5 protein-coding genes are annotated in these 5,041 nt (G+C 46.6%); 1 reads left to right on the forward strand and 4 read right to left on the reverse strand.

Annotated elements, in window-relative coordinates; genetic code table 11:
- Window positions 1-45: 45 nt before the first annotated feature.
- Both GX419_11970 and folB read right to left on the reverse strand, forming a co-directional pair.
- A complete protein-coding gene (locus tag GX419_11970; GenBank protein ID NLI25409.1) occupies window positions 46-228 on the reverse strand; it encodes a cysteine-rich CWC family protein in 183 nt (60 codons plus the stop codon).
- A 2-nt stretch (window positions 229-230) separates the two neighbouring features.
- A complete protein-coding gene (folB, locus tag GX419_11975; GenBank protein ID NLI25410.1) occupies window positions 231-587 on the reverse strand; it encodes a dihydroneopterin aldolase in 357 nt (118 codons plus the stop codon).
- A 149-nt stretch (window positions 588-736) separates the two neighbouring features.
- On the opposite strand from folB, the gene GX419_11980 reads away from it, so the two are divergent.
- The gene (locus GX419_11980; GenBank protein ID NLI25411.1) at window positions 737-2,449 is read left to right on the forward strand and encodes a glutamine--tRNA ligase/YqeY domain fusion protein; all 1,713 of its coding nucleotides are present in this window, start codon (window positions 737-739) and stop codon (window positions 2,447-2,449) included.
- A gap of 34 nt (window positions 2,450-2,483) precedes the next feature.
- On the opposite strand, the gene GX419_11985 is transcribed toward GX419_11980, so the two are convergent.
- Window positions 2,484-3,881, reverse strand: a complete 1,398-nt coding sequence (locus tag GX419_11985; protein NLI25412.1) for a beta-glucosidase — start codon at window positions 3,879-3,881, stop codon at window positions 2,484-2,486.
- An 8-nt stretch (window positions 3,882-3,889) separates the two neighbouring features.
- Window positions 3,890-5,041: DUF3131 domain-containing protein (locus GX419_11990; GenBank protein ID NLI25413.1), on the reverse strand; the 1,152-nt coding region annotated here is incomplete at its 5' end.

A 5,041-nucleotide genomic window follows, 5' to 3' on the forward strand; every position in this document is an offset into this window, starting at 1 on the left:
ACCATCACTCTCTGATAAGGGTTTCAGGTATTTTCTGCTGAAGGCCTATTCGGCAGCGTATTTCTTCAAACACGCCGGGCAAATGCAATCGGTATATTGCTGCATTAGCTGTATCATTTCCTTTCGGTGAATCCTGAATTCTTCGCACCAGCAATCACCGTGAGGATTACATGAGAAAAAACTTCCGCACGAGGGGCATCGTTTCAGTGCATCCCCGGATGAAACCATAGTTAACGGCTTAAGGTAACCCGCACGGCACGAACTTTACCCCCAACAGGAGGGTTCAGCTTGGCAACCGTAACCGTTGCTTTCTGAATTCCTTTCAATTCGTTGTGCAAGGCATCCAGAATCCTTCCGGCAATATGTTCAAGCAACCGCGACTTCTTTCCCATCTCACGCTGCACAATCTGATACGCCGTATGGTAATTGACCGCATCTTTCAGATTATCGGTCATAGAAGGTATTTCCATATCGGTTTCAATGACCAGATCAACCACAAACCGGTTGCCAATAATATTTTCTTCTTCAAAATGCCCGTGATAGGCATAAAATTCCATTCCTTCAAGCAAAATTTGTCCCATACGCATGCAAAAGTCTTGCTAAGATAATGAAATGTAGTTTTCAAAATAGTTTTCCAAAGCGCTTTACCATTTAAAACCTTTGCTTTTCACCTGGCAAGCAATTATTTGGGAAGAACCATTATTTTTGCAGGTCAGTTTACTAACAAATCACCAACATGGCAGAAGAAACTGGAAACGGAACTGGTAAGGAAAACAAAAATTTCATTCACGAAATCATTGAAAAAGACCTGGCGGAAGGGAAAAACGGAGGGAAGGTATTAACCCGTTTCCCTCCTGAGCCTAATGGCTATCTGCATATAGGCCATGCCAAATCCATTTGTCTGAATTTTGGCATTGCCCAGCGGTATGGTGGAAAGACCAACCTGCGGTTTGATGATACCAATCCCACCAAAGAAGATGTTGAATATGTGGAATCGATCATGGAAGATATCCGATGGCTGGGATTTCAATGGGAAGGGGAACCGAAATATGCTTCCGATTACTTTGACCAGTTGTATGAATGGGCCGAGATGCTGATAAAAAAAGGACTGGCCTACGTATGTGAACTTACCCCCGAACAGATAGCCGAACAAAAAGGGACACCAACCGTCCCCGGTAAAGAAAGCCCTTACAGAAACCGCTCTGTTGAGGAAAACCTTGAGTTGTTCAGAAGGATGCGCGCGGGAGAATTTCCCGAAGGATCAAAAATCCTGCGGGCCAAAATTGATATGGCATCTCCCAATATGCACATGAGGGATCCCATTTTGTACCGCATCAATTATACCCCGCACCATCGCACCGGAACAAAATGGTGTATCTACCCTATGTACGACTTTGCTCATGGACAAAGCGACTACATTGAAGGAATAACCCATTCTATCTGCACGCTGGAATTTGAAGTGCACCGGCCCCTGTACGACTGGTTTCTTGATCATATTGCCGAGCCGGGAAAAGTGAGGCCGCGACAGATTGAATTTGCCCGGTTGAATCTTTCCTACACGGTTATGAGTAAGCGAAAATTGCTGGAACTGGTTAAACTGGGTATTGTCAGAGGCTGGGACGATCCGCGGATGCCGACAATATGCGGTCTGAGGCGCAGGGGATATACCCCCGAATCAATCCGTGACTTTGCCGATCGGGTGGGCGTAGCAAAACGGGATAATGTTATTGATGTTGCCCTGCTGGAACACTGCATCAGGGAAGACCTTAACCAGCACGCTACCCGTGTAATGGCTGTACTTAATCCAGTAAAGCTCGTGATTGACAATTACCCGGAAGGGCTTACCGAAGAACTTGAAGCAGTCAATAATCCCGAAGATCCCTCTGCCGGTAAGCGCATGGTTCCCTTCTCCCGCGAATTGTGGATTGAAAGAGATGATTTCATGGAAAATCCTCCGAAAAAGTTTTTCCGTCTTTCTCCGGGCACCGAAGTGCGCCTGCGTTATGCCTATTTTGTAAAATGTACCGGCGTGGAAAAAGACCCCTCTACAGGCGAAGTAACTGTGATCCATTGTACTTACGATCCGGCTTCCCGCGGAGGCAATTCCCCCGATGGAAGAAAAGTGAAAAGTACCATTCACTGGGTATCTGTACCCCATGCCATGCAGGCTGAAGTACGTTTGTACGACCGTCTGTTCAATGTGCCAGACCCAGATGATGTTCCCGAAGGCCAGGATTTTAAAATCCACCTGAATCCGGATTCCCTTAAAGTTATCAATGCCTGGTGCGAACCTTATCTTGCCGGTGCAAAAGTTTACGACAAATTCCAGTTTGAACGGGTTGGATATTTTTGTGTCGATCCCGACTCCGGGCCGGAAAAGATTGTTTTCAACCGCACCGTCACGCTGAAGGATACCTGGGCAAAAATTCAGGCCAGAGAGTCAAACTAAACCGGCCGTTTTTTCATATGCATTTGCAGAAAAACTAATATTCAAATCCAAGTTTTTTCAATCCGTTCTTTACTTCAGAGCACGACATAAAAAGTTTCCATAATAGACCGGAACGGTAATTTTCAATCATTACCACTTCTGGTCCTTGATCAATAGCCAGGTAGCGCTTCGGATACCAGTTTGCCGTTTCGCTGAAACCATCATAGAAACCGTACTTGCCCCATATTTTGTCTCCCAGTTGGTAATAGAAGCATTTCAAGGCTTCCATGGAAAATTCAGGCGTATAAGGAAATGAACCAAGGGCTGCAGTAGGAGAAATGACCCCAAGATCAGTTTTCTTTCCTGGGGCATGTGCCGCATAACCAACCGGCGAATACCCTGCCGTAAGGCCCCAGCAGGAAGGCCCGTATCCTTTATATTTCCTTGGATTTTCAATACACCATTGCCTGTTAATAAGGGTTTGATTAACGTTGTGTTCCCAGTAGTCGGCATATTGATCCTTCAGGTGCCTCGGATCCAGGCCGAGAAAGGAATAATGCGCCCAGAAGAGAGGACCTCCGTATTCTTCTGCTCCGTTATGCTTCAGGGCAAGGCTATATCCATAAGGTTGGCTGTTCCCTCTGATTTTTCCTCCCCTCGCCCAGCCTTCATGGTAGGCAACAGGATCAACAGGATGAGTAGGAGAAGAAGCAGCGAGAACATACAGAATGAGGCATTCATTATACCCTTCCACAGGAAAATTCATTTCCCAATCATACCTGGGAGACCAGTGCCAGTAAATCACATGCCTCCCTCCACGGGTAAACCAGTCCCATTCAACTTCTTCCCATAATCTGTTGATATCATTCACAAGTTTCTTCTCTGATTCGGCTGGCCGGTTGAAATATTGACGCGCGGCAAGAAGACCTTGCATCAGGTAAGCGGTTTCCACAATATCTGCGCCGTCATCCTTTGAACTGAATGGCTTGACTTTTCCGCTTTCACCATAGAGCCAGTGAGGCCAGGCGCCGTGAAAGCGATCGGCTTTTGAAAGAAAATCAACAACTTTTTGCAGGTGCTCCAGGCCCTGTTCCCGTGTAATAAATCCCCTCTCAATACCTGTCAGAATGGCCATGATTCCAAAACCTGTTCCTCCGGTGGTGACAACATTCTGATCATTTTCAGGATACATACCATCCATATGGATCCGCTCCCGCGCCATTCCGGAAACCGGTTCCGCTCCTTCCCAGAAATATTGAAATGTGCGATACTGCACCAGGGTAAGAAGCGAATCATCACTCATAGCTGGGTGCACTGAACTACCCTGTTTCCCCTTTACGGAAGAGGAATCAGAAAAGGCACAACCTGTCAAAATACCGGCTAAAAGAAGTGCCGCCAAAACCATCGGCCGGGATATTGATCTTCTGTATCGCATCCGTTTCATAAAATCCATTCTGTTTATCAAAAGCTGAAGCCAAGCTTGTTTAATCCTGCCTGCACTTCAGGACAGGACATAAATAGGTTCCAGAGAAGCTGGGTACGGTAATTCTCAATCATGCAGACAATAGGACCCTGGTCGATTGCAATGTAGGAATTGGCCCACCAGCCTTCTGTAACATCAAATGCATCGTAAAATCCATATTCCCCCCACAATTTATCGCCCAGCAAATAATAAAAATGCCGGATAGCGTTCATGGATTGTTCGGGAGTATAGGGAATGGACGAAATGGCGGCCGAGGGAGTAATAACACCAAGGTCATTTGTCGGAGAATGCGCATTGTATCCCCAGGGATTATCGCTGGCAGTAAGCCCCCAGGAATCGCTTCCATAACCTACATATTTCTTTGGATTGGCTGTGCAGTAAGCCCAGTTGATCAAGGACTGATTAACATTCTGCTGCCAGTAACTGGCATATTGATCGCTCAGGTTGCGTGGGTCAAGGCCCAGGAAGGAATAATGGGTAAAAAACAACGGGCCTCCATAGGGCTGTCCCAGGGGTAGAACATAACCATAATAAGAACTCCCGTTTTTAATGGCTCCGCTGCGGGCATATCCCTGATGATAAACCTCAGCCGAAACCGGGTGCGTTTTGGATGAGGCTGCAAGGACATACGTTATAAGTGTTTCATTGTATCCTTCAATGCGCAGAATATACCCGTTATTTGGCGACCACAGCCAGTACAGAACATTTTGTCCGTTTGTAAACCAGTCGTACTCAACCTGCGACGTCAGGGTATTGATTCGTTGTATCAGCGATTTTTCTTCCGATATGGTTGAATCAAGATATTGCCGCATAGTATATAACCCCTGAATCATGAACGAAGTTTCCACCAGATCGCCGCCATCATCTTTTGGACTGAACGGGACAATTTTACCAGTTGATCCGTTCAGCCAGTGAGGCCAGGCACCGTGAAACCGGTCACAGGTTTCCAGAAAACCAAGAATTTTACCCAGCCGGCTGACACCTTCCTGTCTGGTGATAAAACCTCTTTCCATGCCAACAATCAGGGCCATCACTCCGAAACCGGAGCCCCCGATGGTTACCACATCGCCCGAAGTATTTCTTTCCCTTGCCAGTCCGCAAGAAGGATGGGCAAAATCATAAAAATACCG

The organism is Bacteroidales bacterium (assembly GCA_012517825.1).
In the GTDB taxonomy this organism is placed as follows: Bacteria; Bacteroidota; Bacteroidia; order Bacteroidales; family JAAYUG01; genus JAAYUG01.

What these genes read in the sequence shown, in the direction of transcription:
- GX419_11970 (NLI25409.1), bottom strand. Translation starts at nt 228, where the DNA reads ATGGTTTCATCCGGGGATGCACTGAAACGATGCCCCTCGTGCGGAAGT.
- folB (NLI25410.1), bottom strand. Translation starts at nt 587, where the DNA reads ATGCGTATGGGACAAATTTTGCTTGAAGGAATGGAATTTTATGCCTAT.
- GX419_11980 (NLI25411.1), top strand. Translation starts at nt 737, where the DNA reads ATGGCAGAAGAAACTGGAAACGGAACTGGTAAGGAAAACAAAAATTTC.
- GX419_11985 (NLI25412.1), bottom strand. Translation starts at nt 3,881, where the DNA reads ATGGATTTTATGAAACGGATGCGATACAGAAGATCAATATCCCGGCCG.